General features: G+C 43.3%; 15 protein-coding genes. 7 read left to right on the top strand and 8 right to left on the bottom strand.

Going from position 1 to position 17,050, the window contains the following annotated elements:
* Positions 1-212: 212 nt before the first annotated feature.
* Together AB6D80_RS08140 and AB6D80_RS08135 are read right to left on the bottom strand one after the other, a co-directional pair.
* A complete protein-coding gene (locus AB6D80_RS08140; RefSeq protein ID WP_017097493.1) occupies positions 213-668 on the bottom strand; it encodes a hypothetical protein in 456 nt (151 codons plus the stop codon).
* A gap of 151 nt (positions 669-819) precedes the next feature.
* Positions 820-1,749, bottom strand: a complete 930-nt coding sequence (locus AB6D80_RS08135; RefSeq protein WP_371727707.1) for a DMT family transporter — start codon at positions 1,747-1,749, stop codon at positions 820-822.
* A gap of 149 nt (positions 1,750-1,898) precedes the next feature.
* On the opposite strand from AB6D80_RS08135, the gene AB6D80_RS08130 reads away from it, so the two are divergent.
* Positions 1,899-2,357 (top strand): Lrp/AsnC family transcriptional regulator, encoded by a 459-nt coding sequence (locus AB6D80_RS08130; RefSeq protein ID WP_009845472.1) that lies wholly within the window; start codon positions 1,899-1,901, stop codon positions 2,355-2,357.
* 235 nt (positions 2,358-2,592) lie between these two features.
* On the opposite strand, the gene AB6D80_RS08125 is transcribed toward AB6D80_RS08130, so the two are convergent.
* A complete protein-coding gene (locus AB6D80_RS08125) occupies positions 2,593-2,835 on the bottom strand; it encodes a hypothetical protein (RefSeq protein WP_009845471.1) in 243 nt (80 codons plus the stop codon).
* Positions 2,836-3,095: 260 nt separating this feature from the next.
* Positions 3,096-3,671: a hypothetical protein gene (locus AB6D80_RS08120; RefSeq protein ID WP_017097491.1), complete on the bottom strand. Its 576-nt coding sequence runs from the start codon at positions 3,669-3,671 to the stop codon at positions 3,096-3,098.
* Positions 3,672-3,767: 96 nt separating this feature from the next.
* Between AB6D80_RS08120 and AB6D80_RS08115 the strand changes: the two genes are divergently transcribed.
* The 6 genes from AB6D80_RS08115 (at position 3,768) to AB6D80_RS08090 (ending at position 10,586) form a co-directional block, all read left to right on the top strand.
* Positions 3,768-4,448, top strand: coding sequence for an SH3 domain-containing protein (locus AB6D80_RS08115; RefSeq protein WP_372066261.1), 681 nt, complete (start codon positions 3,768-3,770; stop codon positions 4,446-4,448).
* A 569-nt stretch (positions 4,449-5,017) separates the two neighbouring features.
* The gene (locus tag AB6D80_RS08110) at positions 5,018-5,758 is read left to right on the top strand and encodes an SDR family oxidoreductase (RefSeq protein ID WP_135383803.1); all 741 of its coding nucleotides are present in this window, start codon (positions 5,018-5,020) and stop codon (positions 5,756-5,758) included.
* Positions 5,759-5,784: 26 nt separating this feature from the next.
* Positions 5,785-6,996, top strand: a complete 1,212-nt coding sequence (locus tag AB6D80_RS08105) for an acetyl-CoA C-acetyltransferase (RefSeq protein WP_372188223.1) — start codon at positions 5,785-5,787, stop codon at positions 6,994-6,996.
* A 132-nt stretch (positions 6,997-7,128) separates the two neighbouring features.
* Complete coding sequence (locus tag AB6D80_RS08100; RefSeq protein WP_009845466.1) at positions 7,129-7,476, top strand: phasin family protein; 348 nt, start codon at positions 7,129-7,131, stop codon at positions 7,474-7,476.
* Between the two features lie 75 nt (positions 7,477-7,551).
* Positions 7,552-9,363: a class I poly(R)-hydroxyalkanoic acid synthase gene (gene phaC, locus AB6D80_RS08095; RefSeq protein ID WP_372188216.1), complete on the top strand. Its 1,812-nt coding sequence runs from the start codon at positions 7,552-7,554 to the stop codon at positions 9,361-9,363.
* A gap of 260 nt (positions 9,364-9,623) precedes the next feature.
* Positions 9,624-10,586, top strand: a complete 963-nt coding sequence (locus AB6D80_RS08090) for a DUF2860 domain-containing protein (RefSeq protein ID WP_017101828.1) — start codon at positions 9,624-9,626, stop codon at positions 10,584-10,586.
* A 181-nt stretch (positions 10,587-10,767) separates the two neighbouring features.
* On the opposite strand, the gene AB6D80_RS08085 is transcribed toward AB6D80_RS08090, so the two are convergent.
* The 4 genes from AB6D80_RS08085 to AB6D80_RS08070 are packed head-to-tail and all read right to left on the bottom strand — an operon-like array spanning position 10,768 to position 17,050.
* Positions 10,768-12,075: a HAMP domain-containing sensor histidine kinase gene (locus tag AB6D80_RS08085; RefSeq protein WP_135381545.1), complete on the bottom strand. Its 1,308-nt coding sequence runs from the start codon at positions 12,073-12,075 to the stop codon at positions 10,768-10,770.
* Positions 12,076-12,077: 2 nt separating this feature from the next.
* Complete coding sequence (locus AB6D80_RS08080) at positions 12,078-12,758, bottom strand: response regulator transcription factor (protein ID WP_372188214.1); 681 nt, start codon at positions 12,756-12,758, stop codon at positions 12,078-12,080.
* A complete protein-coding gene (locus tag AB6D80_RS08075; protein WP_372188221.1) occupies positions 12,748-15,840 on the bottom strand; it encodes an efflux RND transporter permease subunit in 3,093 nt (1,030 codons plus the stop codon). Before AB6D80_RS08075 ends, AB6D80_RS08080 begins: the two co-directional genes overlap by 11 nt.
* A complete protein-coding gene (locus tag AB6D80_RS08070) occupies positions 15,830-17,050 on the bottom strand; it encodes an efflux RND transporter periplasmic adaptor subunit (protein ID WP_372188212.1) in 1,221 nt (406 codons plus the stop codon). The genes AB6D80_RS08075 and AB6D80_RS08070 overlap by 11 nt, the downstream gene beginning before the upstream one ends.

Genomic DNA, 17,050 nt, shown 5'->3' with positions numbered 1-17,050 from the left:
AGCTGACGCTGTTGGCTTAGTAGAAAAACTGTCAACGTATTTTAGGACGAGACAGGTCAGCTCAACACCAGACCTCGGGTTTCGAGTGTTGTAGGTTTCTTCGATTTAGAACCTGTACGACTTGTCCAAGGGGGAGCGAGCAACTAGTTGGAGTGTTTGAAGCAGAATTGGAAATATGCGCTTTTTCAATTCGTCCCGTGACTTAGTGCTCTTTACTTAGCGTCGTTTTCTTCGTTCACTTTTGCATAGAAGTGCAGCAACTCTGTGAGCTCTTTAACCCAACCAAATGCTTCTGTCGGTGCTTTCGACAAAATCTTCTCGACTTTGTCACAGTGAGTTTCAAGGCTGATCGCTTGCTCAAGGTTGAACGACATTGCATAGAAGTGCCAAAGCAATAGTCGAGTCATGCGCTCGATGTTTTGTTGTGAGTTATCCGACTCACTAAACGCAAGATTCACTTCACTCAGCGCGATTGCTGTCATTCGCAACATCGCATCAAATTTTGCTGATTGCATACGCTCGTCATTGGTCACTTCTTCCTGTTCGAACGTAAACAGTTCCGTCATTGCATCTTCAGGGACAAGGCGATGAATCATTCTTAAACTAAATTCTTCTAGTTCTTCACGAGGCATGTTGTTTAAGCAAGTTAAAGTGTAATCGCGTTGCATGGTGTTCTCTTAGATGAGCAAAAAGGTCGGACAGTTTAATGGAGAAGCGGACTTAGAAAAAGTAGATTTTGGATAAGCCTACATTTGTAGACTTATCTGTGTACTACAAGCCTTAAAATCACGGCTTAGACTGGCAGGTTTGAACGTAGTATCAGGCTTTGCTATGGCTTGGGGGTTGATACTGCATAGACCTGTCATGCCTCATGAAAATGTTGCTCGCAACCAGGCTGCCGATGCAAATCGAACCAAGCGCTAACCAAGTCATCGTATCCGGAATTTCGTTGAACAGTGGGATCGCCAACAAGGTTGCAACAGCAGGTGTTGCACTACCAAAAGCGGCTGAGCGTTCTGCTCCTAGTGTATTGACTGCATATAGATAAGTGAATGCTGCTATTAAGCCTGCACCTACGCCTTGCACCGCAGAATGCACGGCAAGCTCTGTAACTGGCCATTGAGCAATTGGTGTATCCACTAAATGGCTAGGGAGGGTTCCTGTAAAGATAAGGATCAGCAACAGCAAGGTGGAACAGAATGAAATAAAACCTGCACTGACAAGCGCATTAAGATTGGCAACACGTGCTGAGATGGTAAACGTCGCCCACATCAAGCTGCCACACAAAAACAACACGTGACCTTTGGTATATTCAAAGTTGAAGCTGCTTAAGCTACTTCCCAGAAACAACAATATCCCAAGCGAAACCAGACCTAAACCAACGACACGGTGTCGGCTAAGCGGCTGCTTAAAAAAGAGTACCGCGATCCCTGTTACGAATAGAGGAAGCGTTCCCGGAACTAAAGCACTCCCGTGTGATACCGGAACGAACTGCATGGCTGTTCCTGCAACGAGTAAATAAGGTAACCCGCACCCCACAAACATACCGGCCAAGTATCGATTCGGGACAGCAGCGATCGTGCTACGTGCTTTCCACACCAAAGGTAATAACGCCAATGCTGGTATGAGGAATCGAGTCAGTGCGATGTCTGCAGGTGTTAAATCTGAATTTGCGCCGCCTTTAAGAGAAAGGAAAAAGCTCGCCCAGATGAGCAGAGTGACAGTAATAGATAAATAGCCAAGCTTCATAATAAACAAGGAAAGTGAATGATGATTAATTATGGGGTACTTGCTGTGCCATAGGTTGGCAAGTTTTGTTCTAACTTGAGTTGTAGTTGATGATTTCTGCTAATATTTTGCTAATTGTTAACGAATTTAACTAATAATTGGTATTTGCTATGGATAGGATTGATAGACATCTTCTTGAGTTGCTTCAGAAAGACGGCAGGCTAACCACCGCTGAGTTAGCTGATGAAGTTGGCTTATCGGCTTCACCGTGCGCGAGGCGCATCAAAAGACTGGAAGAAAAAGGGATTATTGATGGTTACCGTGTGAGCCTGTCACGGGAACAGGTCGGCATCGCAATGAGCGTGTTTGTTGAGGTGAGCTTGAACAACCACCAAGAAGTGTCGATTGATAAATTTGAAAGTGCGGTTGTCGAGATGGAAGAGGTTATCAGCTGCCACGTTGTATCTGGGGCTTATGATTACTTGTTAGAAGTTGTCAGCCCTAACTTGATGGCTTACGAAGCATTTACCAGAAAGCTACAGCGACTCTCCAACGTAAAAGACATACATACCCATCTTGCGATTAGGCAAGTGAAAGGCAATGCGCCACTTCCGGTTTATACGGACTGACTGTTTATGCGAGCTAACGGTTTATACGAACAAACGGGCTATACGAACTAACAGTTTATACCGACTAAGCCGTAGGTAGGTGACACGCTGCCCGATGACATGAGCTGAAAACGAAATGATTTTATGACTAATAGGAAGTACGGTCGCATTAACGGCTATCTGACGAATGCGGATACGCAACAATAAAAAACGGAGCACCTCGTGAAAGGTACTCCGTATATGATAGGTGCAAAACTTAGTGATACTTAAAGTTAGAGATTGAACAATCCCCGGTTTGAGCGTTGATTCTGAATGAAAAAGCATGTGAATGATAATCCACACCGTCATTCCAAATCGTCTCTCCAAATATCTTACATAGCTCTAGCTCACTTACTGAACCGAACTCTTCCATGTGTTTAGCGACAGATAAAAGTTTACCTCTTATCTCTGCAGTCCCTTCCGTGTTACTCAAGCAGTTGAAAGCCATAGTTTTTTGCATATTACCTAGCCAAAATATTTCTTGTTATTAAGTTATATGAATAATCATGATAACAATTTTCTGGCGTTTGTAAATCTATTTTGTGATGAATATCTCACATAGTCGCTTGCATTGGTCGGAAATTGAACGTCATTGTTGATAGTTACCACATTAGTTTTACAACTTATTGATAAAGCTTTGATTGATTGTATTTCTGAATGTGTTGGTTTGTTCGAACTATGATTATTGGGATAATCAAGTTAAGCAAGTGAGTAATCATTTTAGTTTTGTACATCGTTTATCGGTTGGTTTGTGTGGCGAGCTTCGTCAATCATCGTCGCTTCTTTACGGTATTTTGAAGAGAGCTGACGAAATTTTTTACTGAGTGTATGAAGATCTTGCGAGAGTGATTGTGAGCTTTGTACATGTACCTGTGCACTTTCTGTTTGACGCGGTAGTCTTGCTTTAGCGCAGTGTTTAGCTATGGTTTGCCACGAATGCGTTAGAGACTCCGCTCCATCTAGTTCTGTAGACACAATATACGCTTGTTTTAATAGAACCTCAGAGACATCATAAGCGGTATGCATATGACTATTGAGCTGCACATTAAATCTTTGTTCGTACTTTGCCCAAAGCCCAATGATCTGCTTTTCGTTGAAATGTTTAGATAGCAACGTTTGTGATTCATAGGTCGAGAGAACTTGGTTAAATTCTTTGGTGTATTGATTATAGCGTTCTTCAAATGATAACTGGCGATCTAACAGTGTTTGCCAGTTTTCACGGTCACAATGGTCTGCTAACGCGATATCGGCACTCAGAGGTACACTTATAATGACAACCTTCACCAAAAAATTCATGATTTACCTCTACTTAACTCGCTCTCTATTAAGAGTATAGATGAGCAGCAACATGAGTTGATGTACACTTGAAACATACCTAAAACGGAAGAGCTGGTGGATTTGATGAAAAAAGCGCTGATCGCTTTACTTGTGTTATTAATATTGGGCGGAGGAGGGGCTGCATACTATTTCTTCGTCATGAAAAAAGACCCCACTCCGCCAGAGAAAGAGGAAGCGCCGGCTGTTGAAGTCGCGGCGCAATCTGAATCTGACCCTGCATCCCTCACTACTACTCAGCCTGAGCCAGAACAGACTGAGTTCTACGTTTTAGATAGAAAACTAAAAGTAGTCGAGCAGCCCGAAATTGATGCTTTGATAACCGACTATCTTTATAAGGGTGAAAAGGTCGAACTACTAGAGAAGCAAGGCGAATGGGCTCGTATCTCTGACTATATTGTTTTAAAGGAAGGCGGACCACAGACGGCGGAATGGATTTCAATGTCTGGGCTATCTAGTGATGAAGTGATTATCTCTGAGCAAGAAAACAGAGAGATACTAGATTCATACTTATCTAAATCCGATGATCTGAAGCTCCATCAAGAGAAGTTCCGCAACACGGTAGCTAAACTTATCTCTGAAGGGGAGTGCGACCCAAGTGATTTTGAAGAGTTAGGCGGTTGGGTTAAATCAGTTAAATACAGCAACCGAGACGTTTATTTTATTTATTGTGGTGGGTTGTCTCTTGAAAACAAAATTTATCTAGATGTAAATACTAATGAAACATTCACGAAGTAGGAGCCGATTCCTATTTAATGTGGGTATTCGTCACTGACTTTTAATTAACTCTATTTTTCCAAGATATTAACTAAAGCCTACTCATAGATTGAGTGGGCTTTTTTATGCTATCTATAATGCTGGCTTTTTCTATTTACCCTGTAATTAATATTGAATCTTATATACAACCATCATTAAATATTTATTAATGGGTAATAAGATCTTTACTATTATTCTCATGATCAATCATTTCGAATTCCCACATTGCATTCTTCTTGAAACAAGCTAGGAAGTGTTGGTTTATCTCTAATTAACAAAGGCTTACCTGCTTGCTGATAAAGTCGAAATTAAGTAAAGCTTATTTATTTCAGTGCCTTACGGTAATTTACATATGTGTAACATTTCACTAGAACTGTAAGGCAAGTCACGTTTTTAATCATAATCCCAAATTATTTTCGGTTTGTAATAATACTTTTTGATTTTGAGTTGTAGGGTTTAATTAAAGCAAAACGTAAATTTTAATTATCAACTAAGACATTATCTTATTAACATCATTGTTATTTAATTGCTTGTAAGGGATGGAACCATTAATGAAAAAGCTTGCTTTAATTACAGGATCAAAAGGCGGTATCGGCTCAGCAATTTCCTCTAAATTAGTTGCAGACGGCTATCGTGTTATCGCGACTTATTTTACTGGGAATTACCAATGCGCATTGGAATGGTTTAATGAAAAACAATTTACTGAAGATCAAGTGAGATTGTTTGAATTAGATGTCACCAATACGGGAGAGTGTGCGCTGAGTTTAAGCAAGTTGTTGGAAGAAGAAGGAACGGTGGATGTGTTGGTCAACAATGCGGGTATAACGCGTGACAGTGTTTTTAAGAAGATGGATGCCGAAGCATGGAAAGACGTGATTGAAACGAACTTAAACAGCCTTTTCAACGTGACTCAACCTCTGTTCGCTCCTATGTGTGAAAAGGGTAACTGCCGAGTCATCAACATCTCTTCCGTCAATGGTCTTAAAGGTCAATTCGGGCAAACTAACTACTCGGCGGCTAAAGCTGGAATGATTGGTTTTTCAAAAGCCTTGGCAGCAGAGGGGGCTAGAAGCGGTGTGACGGTAAATGTTGTTGCCCCTGGTTACACAGGCACGCCTATGGTTGAACAAATGAAACCTGAAGTCCTTGATTCTATAAAGAATCAAATCCCAATGAAACGTTTAGCGACGCCTGTTGAAATTGCAGACGCAGTGGGCTTTTTAGCGAGTGAGTCTGGGGCGTACATTACAGGCGAAACATTGTCAGTGAATGGCGGCTTGTACATGCACTAATTGGCGAAACTGAAGGGATTGGAATGATGGAAAAAGTATTTATTGTTGCGGCCAAGCGCACTCCTATTGGTGCATTTACTGGGTCGCTAAAAAACGTATCTGCGGGTGAGTTAGCTGGCGTTGCGATCAAAGGCGCACTTGAGTCTGTCGATCTTTCGTTAGATGCGATTGATGAAGTGATCGTCGGCAATGTGATTTCGGCAGGTCAAGGCATGGGGGTTGCTCGTCAGGCTTCCATTTATGCGGGGCTTCCTGAGGAAACGCCAGCATACGGCGTGAACATGATTTGCGGCAGCGGTATGAAATCAGTGATGGACGCAGCGGCGCACATCAAAGCACAAGATGCTGAAGTGGTTATTGCTGCTGGCGTTGAAGTGATGTCCCAAATTCCGTTTGTGGTACCAGCGAGCGTTCGTAATGGTCACAAAATGGGTGATATCTCAATGAAAGACTTATTGGTGGGTGATGGCTTAACCGATGCGTTTAATCACTACCACATGGGCATGACGGCTGAAAATATCGCCAACACGTTAAATATTTCGCGCCTAGCTCAAGATAACTATGCCCTAGAAAGCCAACAGAAAGCCGTCGCAGCGATTGAAGCGGGTAAGTTTAACGAGCAAATCGTGCCTGTAGAAGTTAAGCAGCGCAGACAAACCGTCATTTTTGATACCGATGAGTATCCGAAGTCAGACGCGACATTCGAAGCTCTGCAAAAGCTTCGCCCAGCCTTTGACCGTGAAGGGTCTGTTACGGCAGGTAACGCTTCGGGCATCAATGATGGCGCAAGTGCAATCATCTTAGCGTCTGAATCGGCGGTCGTGAAATACGGCCTGACACCACTGGTAGAGCTGAGCAGCTACGCGCAATCTGGTTTAGATCCCAAAATTATGGGGTTAGGCCCAGTAGAAGCGGTATCTAAAGCGCTTGATAAAGCGAATCTCACCCTCGAAGAAATAGATTTGTTTGAATTGAATGAAGCGTTTGCAGCACAAGCTCTTGGCGTAATGTACCAATTGTCAGAGCAGCATGATTTACCGCTTGATGCGTTCAAGCCAAAGGTCAATGTGAATGGTGGTGCAATCGCGCTTGGTCACCCTCTAGGTGCGTCTGGCAATCGAATTATTGTTTCACTCATCCATGAAATGCTTGAACAGAAAACGACTTATGGCGTTGCTTCGCTCTGTGTGGGTGGAGGGATGGGAACCGCTGTTTTGCTAAAAGGTATTGAAGGTTAGAGCCTAAGGTATCGGTAGCAAGCTTAAAAACATCGGATCAGCTTTTCAAAGCATCGCGAGCTCATAGATGAATGTTGGCTGAAACGATGATTATACAAATTTATTAAACTATGTATTCATCAGGAGTTACTTATGTACACGGATATTTTCAAAACAATTACTGACCAAACAGAAAAGCAATTTGAACCGTACTTAAAGTTCAACAAGTTGGTTGCTAAGAACATTCAAACGATGACAGAACTGCAAATGAATGCGATGCAGACTTATACGGATATGGGTCTTTCTCAAATGAAGGCAGTAAGCGAAATCAAAGACGTAAACAGCCTGACCGCTTTCAATAGTCAACAACTCACGGCATTAACTCAACTGTCTCAGCAAATGATGAGTGACAGTTCGAAACTGCAAGCGGCTGCCAAAGAATTCAAAGACGATGTTGAAACACTAACAACTGAAAACTTGAAAACAGTTACACCTGCATAAAACTAGTCGCCATCGAGTTAGTACAGGTTGGCCTGTGCGGCTTGGTGGCGATTTTCCGATTATTGGAGTCATGTTATGTTTCAACACTTCTTTTCGGACTACCTTGTTAAACTTCAACAAACAAACCAGCAATGGTGGGATAACTTTGAACAAAACAAGGAAGCCGCGCAATCTCCCCTAAATCAAGCGATGCAAGAATTGAATTTCGATGATGCATCAAAAATCTTCGAGCAAGCCGCCAACCAACCCGCCGTCCTGCTTCAGCTGCAATCTCAATGGTGGGAACAGCAACTGCAAATCTGGCAAAACGCAGCACTGATGGGCAACACTGAAAGTGTCATCTCAGAAGATCGCAGTGATAAGCGCTTTATCGATGATGCATGGAAGAATGACCCTTTCTATAGCTTCATCAAGCAATCCTATTTGTTATTCAGTAAAAGCTACATCGACACCATCAATTCTATCGAAGGCATCGACGAGAAAACCAAAGAGCGTGTGGCGTTCTTTTCACGTCAGGCAATCAATGCTCTCTCTCCAAGCAATTTCATTGCGACTAACCCAGAGTTGATGAAACTGACGCTTGAGCGAAATGGTGAAAACCTGCTTGATGGGTTAGAGCAGTTACAAGCAGACGTTGAAGCAAGCGCCGATATACTCAAGATCCGCATGACCAACAACAACGCTTTCCGATTGGGTGTAGATGTTGCGAACACGGAAGGTGATGTTGTTTTTCAAAACGAGCTGTTTGAGCTGATTCAGTATCATCCAAAGACACCGCAGGTTAACGCGACGCCTTTGTTGATCGTTCCGCCGTTCATCAATAAGTACTACATTCTTGACCTTCGTGAGAAGAGCTCGATGGTGCGCTGGTTACTTGAGCAAGGACATAGTGTATTCATGATGTCTTGGCGCAACCCAGGTGAAGCGCAGAGGGACACTGAGTTTGGTGACTATGTCACGGAAGGCGTGGTTAAAGCCGTTGCTGCGATTGAAGACATCACAGGTAAAGAGCAAATCAACGCGGCGGGTTACTGTATTGGCGGTACGGTGTTGGCTTCGACGGTGGCTTACTACGCTGCGAAGCGCATGAAAAAGCGCATCAAAACAGCGACCTTTTTTACCACCTTGTTGGATTTCTCGCAGCCGGGTGAGGTGGGCGCGTACATCAATGAGACAATCATCAATGCTATTGAGAAGCAGAACGATGGCAAGGGCTATATGGATGGTCGTTCGTTGAGCGTGACGTTCAGTTTGCTTCGAGAGAACAGCTTATACTGGAACTACTATATTGATAACTACCTCAAAGGCAGTAGCCCGATGGAGTTTGATCTTCTGTACTGGAACAGTGATAGCACTAACGTGGCGTCTAAATGCCATAACTTCTTGCTGCGAGAGCTTTATCTTGAAAACAAACTGGTTCAAGACAAAGGCGTGAAAGTGGGCGGCGTATGGATTGATTTGAATAAAATTAAGATACCAAGCTACTTCATCTCGACCAAAGAAGACCATATCGCGTTGTGGCAGGGGACTTACCGTGGTGCATTGAACACTGGTGGCAACAAGACGTTTGTTCTGGGCGAGTCTGGTCATATCGCAGGCATTGTTAACCATCCAGAGAAAAAGAAATACGGCTACTGGTTGAACGACAACTTAGATGACTCTGCTGACGAATGGCTAAACAACGCAAGTCACAACGAAGGCTCATGGTGGATACACTGGGATCAATGGTTACAAGGCTTTGAAGCTGACGAGAAAGTCGAACCTTTCAATCAAGGTTCCGAGCTACACCCTGTGATTGGCAAGGCTCCGGGTAACTATGTAAAACAGGTACTTCCTATCGTCGATAAAGAAGTCGTTGATGTACAGGCTCCGAAAAGCGACGCTTAGCTTGTTTAACGTGAGTGGTTGATACCTATTTCTACTAGGGTATTAGCCACTTATATCAGAGGTGCACTTATCAAGCGCCTCAATACCCAAACGCCGAATACCACTTGAGGTGTAACAATACAAATCGTCGTAAAAAAAAACGGCCGTCTAGAGTTGTTGCATATGCCGTCAGTATGCTCCCACTATGAAATATCTCTATTCACCCTAAATTTACCTTCGAGTTGGCAAACTATTCGCTACTTTCATAAGGAGAAGTAGCGATGAATTACCGCATGTTAATGACTCTAGGGGTTTTGTTTAGTGCAAATGTATTGGCTGAACTTGATGAACCAGGCTGGGGAGGCGAAGTTGGAGTATTGGTCGGCTTTGGTAGTGAAACCGATGACTCAGAGGCTGTAAAAAAAGGCAGCTTGAACAGCAAGGGAGAATCGGATTCGAGTGCGCTTGTTGTACCACTGGGACAGTTGCGCTACACGTTTGGTTCAGATAGCGACCAGCAGGTCTTTATGGGGACCTCGCGTGGCGATATCATTGAAGGTGTTTTTGCTTTTGAATTTGGCTACGCACTGGAATATGGCAATGAATCGGTTGTATCGTTCTCTTACCTTCCAACAATCGCAAATGGTGAAGTATGGGAAGACCCGTTCATAGCCAATACTGCGAGGACTAAAACCGATATCTCTGGTGATACCTTTCGTGTACAACTCGACAACTTATTAGATATTGGTTTATCGGGTGATTTCGCTGTCTACAAGCAAGACATTAAAAATGACAAATCGGGCGTTCACCTAGGAGTGCCAACAGGTGTACTCCAACGTGACGCTAAAGGCTATTATGCAAGCCTATCTATGGAGATGCCTGTTAGTGGGAGCTCTTTTATCGAACCATCGTTGTCTTATCAAAAACATCTTGCAGACGGTGAAGCAGTTTCTTTCTCTTATTACTCTGGCTCGTTGACCTACATAATGATGGTGGATGATCATGCATTCTCGGTCAATGCAGATTACAGCCACCGCTCATATGATGCATCCAATCCAGTATTCAAGAAAACACGTGAAGACAATGGATATAGCGCAACGCTTGGCTATGAATATATGGACGTTATGGGTTGGCAAGACTGGGGATTCAACGCATTAGCGGGTTATTCTAGTAACAATTCCAATATCGCATTCTATGATACCAGCGGATATTTGATGAGTGTTGGTGTTAGCTATCACTTTTAAGTAATTGACTACTTAATCACGATGAGTTGAGGGCTAGCATATTTGTTAGCCCTTTTTACTGTTTACTTTTTCGGCTAGAGGCTGCGACTGAATATGAGTGATGAAGCTTAAATTCAGTCAATGGCGACCCAAAATGTCCGGTCGGACCGCCATGAAGCTTGGTCATTCAACTTAAACGAAGTTAAGTATTGGTATTTGATTTTTCTTCGACCGGCAAATGAAGCCGAGCCAACAAGCCTCCCTCTATTTCCTCTGCTTCAAGGTGCCATCCTAGCTTCTTACATATTTTCTCGGTTAAATCCTGCCCAAGGCCAAAGCTATCTTGAAATGGCAGATCAAGTTCCTGTGTGTTTATATTCTTGATGACTATGCTGTTTTCTTCGAAATAGATATGGATAGTGCCGCTATGTGTGTATTGGAAAGCGTTACGAATGAGGTTACCAACGACAATTTTGATTGGAGTCTCTGGAAGTTCCACTGTTGGGGCATGAAGGTAATTGCGGATGATGTCGATCTCTTCACCTTGAATTAAATACTCCAACTCTTCTATCAAATTATCTAATAAAGCGACGACCGAAACTAAGCTCTGATTCGGTGGCGTTTCACTCTTTCGGACTAGCCAGAGCATTGTTTCGGTAATTTGCTGCATGTTGCTGCTCGCGCGGTCGATACGATTGATCGGGCGCTGTAAATCTGAGGGCAGGGAGATGCGCTCTAAGATCTCCATATTTGCTCGTATGATTGCAATAGGCGTTCTCAATTCGTGACTAGCATGAGATAGAAAACGTTGTTCTCTTTCTACCAAATGCGCATTCTTACTGAGTGCCTTTTCTAGATAAAGCGCAACTCGATTGTATTCACTGAATTTAAAGTTGGGAGCGGGGTTCGCCAATAGGTCGTTGGACGCGCTTTCTGACCATTCGACGAGTTGTTCGGTTTTTTTTCCTACTCGGTAACTGTAGAGCCAAAGCGCTAATACAATAAAAAATATATAGCCAAGAGCAATATAGATAATAAGGTTGAAGCGATGATCGAACCACACATCTATTGTGTCGCCAATTAGGCGGTAGTCGTACCGAGCGACTCCGAATACCAATCGTCCGTCTTCGAGAGCAAAACGGTAGACACCAAAGACAGCCTCTTTCTTGATGTCGTTGGTAACCGTTTCATCAACGAAGACGACAGTGAACTCATCATTAACAAATGTCACATCCCGAAGTACGTCTTTACCATCGACCTTTATGTTAGGCAATTGGTCATAATAAAATGACACTACGTAAGATTTAGGTAGTTTGGCTTCTGGATTTATAAGGCGTACTTCGTTAAAGCTCAACCATTCACTGGCGAGTCGCATTTTTACTGAATCTTCTATTCCATATTCAAAGTGACGGATTAAAAGTTCTCCGAATAGTAAGGCTGTCAGAAGTGACAAGCCCAAGAAAAAGGTAGTAAGGTGACCCCGTATTGGGAAGCTCTTTTTCATGCTCATAGTTACCCTTTGATCCTCAGACCTTGGCCAACGACGGTTTCAATCAACTTAGATTCAAAAGGCTTATCGATTTTTTGTCTCAGTTGATAAACCTGCACTTTTATGTTGTTACTTTCTGGTGCGTCATTTGGCCATAAACACTCCTCTATTTCTCTACGAGTAACCACTTGTGGACTTCGGCGCATGAGGAGTTCTAAAAGCATTAGGTTGAGTCGATTTAAGTCCAAGACTTGCTCTGAACTTGATACTTGCTGGCTTTCTAGGTCATAGACTAAGTCACCTTGTACTAACCTTTTTTGTTGGCTACTTCTTCGCTTAGAGAGCGCCTTGATACGTAAGGCGAGCTCTTTCATTGCAAATGGCTTGATTAAGTAGTCATCGGTGCCTGCATTGAAGCCAGCTTCTTTGTCTTGCAGCGTATCTTTTGCCGTCAGCATCAAAATAGGCGTATCGTCACCGTCGTCTCGAAGTCTTTCACAGACAGTAAAACCATCTATTTTGGGTAACATTAGGTCAAGAAGAATAACGTCATAGTAGTTTTGTTTTGCGAGTGTAAAACCGCTTAACCCATTGTAAGCATGATCGCATTTGATGTTTTCAAATTCGAGAAACTCTGCAACTGAAGCGGCGAGCTCCTTGTCATCTTCAACTAATAACACGTTGATAGATAAGTTAGATTTCATTTTTCTTAACCCCAGTAAAAGAAGCGGATCGTTGGGTGGTTATGTTGTGAAACAGCTGCTTGATATCTTGCTGAACCATTAGCAATACGGGTACCAAAAGAAGTGTTATTACCGTTGCGAATAAGATTCCATACCCCATTGACGTAGCTGCTGGTATTAAAAACTGAGCTTGAGGAGAGGTTTCTGACAGTAAAGGCACTAAGCCAAAATACGTGGTTGCAGAAGTCAGCACAATAGCCCTTAAGCGTCCTGTTCCTGATTCAATTAACGCCTCGTATACGGTATTACCACTCATTATCTTGGTATTAAAGCGTGAGATAAGTAAGAGGCTATCATTCACGACGACCCCGGTTAATGCAAGCATTCCAAACAGAGAAAGTATACTGATGGGTATCCCTTGGATTAAGTGTCCCATCAAGGCACCCACAATACCAAATGGAATTGTGCACATGATCAGCAGTGGCTGGAAATATGAATTGAGTGGTATTGCAAGCAATGCGTAGATGCCGATAAGAGCGATAGCAAACACGCTATACAGTGAATTTGATATTTGTTCCTGCTCTTGTTGCTGTCCAGAAAGGACAATGTTTAGGTCACGATACTTATTCTGTAATCTTTTAAACAGGTCGCTATCTAGCTTATCAATGATCTCTTCTGGAGAAGCGATCGTTTTATCAACATCAGCTGTTATCACGTTGACTCTGTTACGATTCATTCGTTCAATATTTTTGGACACATATCGAGTCGATATATTGGCTACCGCATTGAGTGGTACTAACTTACCATTGCTCAAGCGAATTTGTGCGTATTTGAGATTATCCAGTGTTTGTCTTTTCGCCTGAGGGTACTGAATTTTGACCTTTATTTCATGCGAATCTTCTTGAAATTGCTGCACTTCATAACCTTGATAGGCCATGTTGAGTTGCTGTAAGAGATTCGATGTAGTAAGCCCCATCGTTAACCCCATATCGTTAACTTTAATATCAACTTGGGCTTGTGTATTCGCGAGGCTACTTTTTATTCCATGCACACCTTGTACATTATTGAGATGATCAGTCAGTTCGCGAGTTGCGTTGCTGATCGTTGCTTCATTTTGACTTCTTAATTCTATACTTATTGCTTTATCGCTGATCATATCGGCTAAGAAATTGGCGCTGTCTATGCCTTCAAGTGTTGGGACCATGGATTGCCATTCTTTAGCGATTGCACCCGCGCTGATTGGGCGTTCAGTGTTGATCGAAAGGCCAACAATGATTTGCGAACTGTTATTGGTGGTTTCTACCAATACACTTTGGATTGGTGGTACAGACAGCGCATATTGCTTCACCAACGAATCATTCAATGATGCCGCCATTTGTTCAACTTTAAGTGTTTCACGTTGTACTAATCCGTAGCCAGTATCATCTTCGAATGCGAGCTCGATCGTGATGAAGTTAGTAGAAATCTCTGGGAAAAATACCGACTTAAGTTTGCCAGTTATTAGCGAACCGCCAACTAGAATACACAGGGAAAAAAAGCCACAAATTACAGCATAACGGTAGCGTATAGCCAGTTGTAAACAGGGTTTGTAGAGATGCCAAGTGATGTATTTGAAACCACGTAGAACACGCTGTTGAATATAGTGCCATACGGCAGGAATACCCCATGCTGAAGTCGGTTCCATTTTGACTCGGGCAAGGTGAGCTGGGAGAATTAATTTGGACTCAATGAGTGAGAAAATCAGGCAGAAAGTTGCAGCCATGGCAAATTGCGCAAAGATCTTACCGAGTTCCCCTTCGATTAAGCTGAGAGACATAAAAGCGACGATGGTCGTCAACACACCAAATGTGGTTGGTGTTGCCACTTTTTGCGCACCAGCGATGGTCGACTCAACGACAATTCCGAGGGCCATGATGAAGCCAAAGGTGGTTAATTCATTAAGGGTGAGTCCAAAGAAAGAATCTCCCATAAGGACCATTGCACCGGCAAACGTAACAGGTAGGCCAACGGCAACCCAAAAAGCCACACGTATGTTTAAGAGCAGAGCCAGTAAAATAACAACGAGAGCGATACCTTGAGCACTGTTCTTAAGTAGCAAAGATAAACGGTTTTTAATCGGCTCACTTTGATCATTCCATTGGGTCAGGTGGATACCGTTCGGCAGAGTCAATTGGTAAGCATCAACGATGGATTTGGTCTCTTGGGCTAGCTGGTTGATGTTTGATTGACCATACATTTTCACCTTTAATCCTACTGATGGATGGCCGTTATAACGAGTAATGATGCCGTCGTCGTCAAATCCTAATTCAATATGTGCCACGTCGGACAAGAGTATGGTTTGCCCTGTTGCTGTGCGTTTAATTGGCAGCGAAGCGAACTCTTTCGCGCTTCGGTGTTGCTGGTCCGCTTTAAGAACTAACGTCCCTTGAGAACCTTTGAGCTGGCCGGCCGTTTGGGTTAATGATTCTGCTCTAATTTGGCTGACAATTTGCTCCATCGTGAGACTGAAAGCTTGCAATTTTGCCTCGTCAATTTCAATCGAGACCTGCTGAGATTTTCGGCCAATGTAATCAACCTTTTGTATCAAAGGAGAGTTTAGGAGCTTGTGTCGTAACTCGTCTAAATAACGCTGTAATGCACCGATAGGCACGTCACCAAACAGGTTAATTGAAACTACCTCTTCAAGGTCGGCTTGACGCGTGATCACAGGTTTTTTTGCTTCACTAGGTAAATCGCCAATAGCATCAACCACACTTTTTACATCTTGTTGCAGTTTGTCGAGTGAATAGCCACTCGACTTAGTGATGGTTACCGTTGCACCGTCACTATTTGAACTGCTGTGTATCTGTTTGATGCCTTCTACACCTAACAATGAATCTTCTATTTTTATCGCAATGCTTTCTTCAGCCGAGCGGGCTGAGCCACTTTGATATTCGACACTTACCGTAATATTGGTTGGGGGGAGTGAGGGGAAGCTTTCTACCCGTGATTGGATAACCGAAAAACCACCCGCGACTATGATCAAAACCATTAAAAGATTTGCAGCAACAGGATTGTGAACAAACCATGCGATAACGCCATGAGTTTTTAGGTTATTGTCCATCATTCACCTCTTTAAGTGATTTGTCCCCAGAGGCAGGGGTCGGGAGGCTCCGATTTAATGCGAGTTTGTCCGTGTCGTCTGTCTGAGGGCTATCCGAGAGTACTTGCATTCCCTCCACGTAGCTGGACAACGGCTTTACAACCAAAGTGATGTGTTGATTTAGGTTGCCCTGTTCAAAACCAATTGCATCGATATCTTGAAACAGTGATTGAGTCTTGTGACGATGAAGTTGACCTTCTTTGACGTACCAAATATTGCCGTCTGCAGTAATGGAAGAGGATGAAACTACAAAACTATCTGAGTGGCTCTTACCTTGAATGACAACTCTAACAAAGCTCCCGATCAGCAAAGGATCTGGCTGTTGAAGAGGGGAGTCTATTTTTAATATGAGGTTACGCATACGTGTTGATTGTTCCACGAGCAGTGAAAGGTGACTCGCCCGTGCTGCCCATTGTTGCCCTGAATCTAAATCAGATGCTGACTGAATTGTCACCGACAGTGCACTCAAATCGGAGGGGAGCTGTTGCCAGTCGCGTTCTGTGAGCTGAAGATGTACTTCAGCAGTTTCTATGGATTTGATCTGTCCCAACGAGGTTCCGGATGCAACAACACTGCCTGTGGTGACGTTGCTTTGGCTGACAATGGCATCAAAAGGAGCATGGATATTCGTGTCATTTAGTTGTTGCTTAGCATCTTTAACTGCTTGTTGTGCGGCGTTTAATCGTGCCTTTGCTGCTTTAAACTGAGGCTCTCGCAAAGCGAGGGGGCTCGGTGCCTCTTCTATACCTGAAGTTTTCCACTCTTTTTTAGCACGTTGATGTTTGCGTTGTTCTTGGAAAAATGAAAGTTGTGCGTTAGCTAGCTCCTTTTCTGCGTTAGCCAGAAGTACTTGGTAACTGGAATCGTCAATGTGAAATAGCAGATCACCTTTAGAGATTTGTTCACCTAGTTGAAATTTTTTTGCTTTCGAAAGAATCACTCCTGAAACCTGACTCGTGAGCGTTAAAGTTTCTTCTGGAATTACCTGACCGTAACCTTCAATGGTAGAGCGGTGTTCCCCGGCAGCAATGTCGACTGTGGTGACTTTGATATATTGTCGAGGCTGAGCTTCCAGCGCTAACGTTGTTTCTTCGGGGATTGACTTCATGATGTACATCGCGGTGGCAATGATACTGAGCAAGCCCAAAGCTGTAACAAGTATCTGTTTCAT

Source organism: Vibrio sp. 10N.247.310.17 (assembly GCF_041466605.1).
Classification (GTDB): Bacteria; Pseudomonadota; Gammaproteobacteria; order Enterobacterales; family Vibrionaceae; genus Vibrio; species Vibrio tasmaniensis_A.
This window is presented reverse-complemented; position numbering and strand designations above follow the sequence as displayed.

Excerpts from the sequence above, each read along its gene's own strand:
- AB6D80_RS08120 (WP_017097491.1), bottom strand. The coding sequence starts at position 3,671 with ATGAATTTTTTGGTGAAGGTTGTCATTATAAGTGTACCTCTGAGTGCC.
- AB6D80_RS08090 (WP_017101828.1), top strand. The coding sequence starts at position 9,624 with ATGAATTACCGCATGTTAATGACTCTAGGGGTTTTGTTTAGTGCAAAT.
- AB6D80_RS08070 (WP_372188212.1), bottom strand. The coding sequence starts at position 17,050 with ATGAAACAGATACTTGTTACAGCTTTGGGCTTGCTCAGTATCATTGCC.
- AB6D80_RS08125 (WP_009845471.1), bottom strand. The coding sequence starts at position 2,835 with ATGCAAAAAACTATGGCTTTCAACTGCTTGAGTAACACGGAAGGGACT.
- AB6D80_RS08100 (WP_009845466.1), top strand. The coding sequence starts at position 7,129 with ATGTACACGGATATTTTCAAAACAATTACTGACCAAACAGAAAAGCAA.
- AB6D80_RS08080 (WP_372188214.1), bottom strand. The coding sequence starts at position 12,758 with ATGAAATCTAACTTATCTATCAACGTGTTATTAGTTGAAGATGACAAG.
- AB6D80_RS08085 (WP_135381545.1), bottom strand. The coding sequence starts at position 12,075 with ATGAGCATGAAAAAGAGCTTCCCAATACGGGGTCACCTTACTACCTTT.
- AB6D80_RS08135 (WP_371727707.1), bottom strand. The coding sequence starts at position 1,749 with ATGAAGCTTGGCTATTTATCTATTACTGTCACTCTGCTCATCTGGGCG.
- AB6D80_RS08105 (WP_372188223.1), top strand. The coding sequence starts at position 5,785 with ATGGAAAAAGTATTTATTGTTGCGGCCAAGCGCACTCCTATTGGTGCA.
- AB6D80_RS08110 (WP_135383803.1), top strand. The coding sequence starts at position 5,018 with ATGAAAAAGCTTGCTTTAATTACAGGATCAAAAGGCGGTATCGGCTCA.
- AB6D80_RS08130 (WP_009845472.1), top strand. The coding sequence starts at position 1,899 with ATGGATAGGATTGATAGACATCTTCTTGAGTTGCTTCAGAAAGACGGC.
- AB6D80_RS08140 (WP_017097493.1), bottom strand. The coding sequence starts at position 668 with ATGCAACGCGATTACACTTTAACTTGCTTAAACAACATGCCTCGTGAA.
- phaC (WP_372188216.1), top strand. The coding sequence starts at position 7,552 with ATGTTTCAACACTTCTTTTCGGACTACCTTGTTAAACTTCAACAAACA.
- AB6D80_RS08075 (WP_372188221.1), bottom strand. The coding sequence starts at position 15,840 with ATGGACAATAACCTAAAAACTCATGGCGTTATCGCATGGTTTGTTCAC.